This window comes from Paenibacillus antri (assembly GCF_005765165.1).
Classification (GTDB): domain Bacteria; phylum Bacillota; class Bacilli; order Paenibacillales; family YIM-B00363; genus Paenibacillus_AE; species Paenibacillus_AE antri.
The window spans coordinates 1-532 of record NZ_VCIW01000077.1 but is presented as its reverse complement, the minus strand read 5'-3'; the positions used below and the strand labels follow the sequence as shown (position 1 = coordinate 532).

The following is a 532-nucleotide window of genomic DNA, read 5'->3' as shown; positions in this document are numbered from 1 at the left end:
GAGCGCCGACTTGGGCGGATATCTCCGCCTATAAGCGCGAATGCGCGCTTAGAGCGCCGACTTGGGCGGATATCTCCGCCTATAAGCGCGAATGCGCGCTTAGAGCGCCGACTTGGGCGGACGCCTATAAGCGCGAATGCGCGCTTGGAGCGCCGACTTGGGCGGATATCTCCGCCGTAAGCGCGAAAACGCGCTTAGAGCGCCGACTTGGGCGAATATCTCCGCCTATAAGCGCGAAAACGCGCCTCGAGCGCCGACTTGGGCGGATATCTCCGCCTATAAGCGCGAATGCGCGCTTAGAGTGCCGACTTGGGCGGATATCTCCGCCTATAAGCGCGAATGCGCGCTTAGAGCGCCGACTTGGGCGGATATCTCCGCCTATAAGCGCGAATGCGCGCTTAGAGCGCCGACTTGGGCGGATATCTCCGCCTATAAGCGCGAATGCGCGCTTAGAGCGCCGACTTGGGCGGATATCTCCGCCCATAAGCGCGAAAACGCGCTTAGAGCGCCGACTTGGGCGGATATCTCCGCC

General features: G+C 61.7%; 1 protein-coding gene. It reads left to right on the top strand.

The window, feature by feature from the left end:
• Nucleotides 1-136: 136 nt before the first annotated feature.
• On the top strand, nucleotides 137-532 hold a 396-nt coding region (locus tag FE782_RS33060), incomplete at its 3' end, for a hypothetical protein (RefSeq protein ID WP_238392745.1).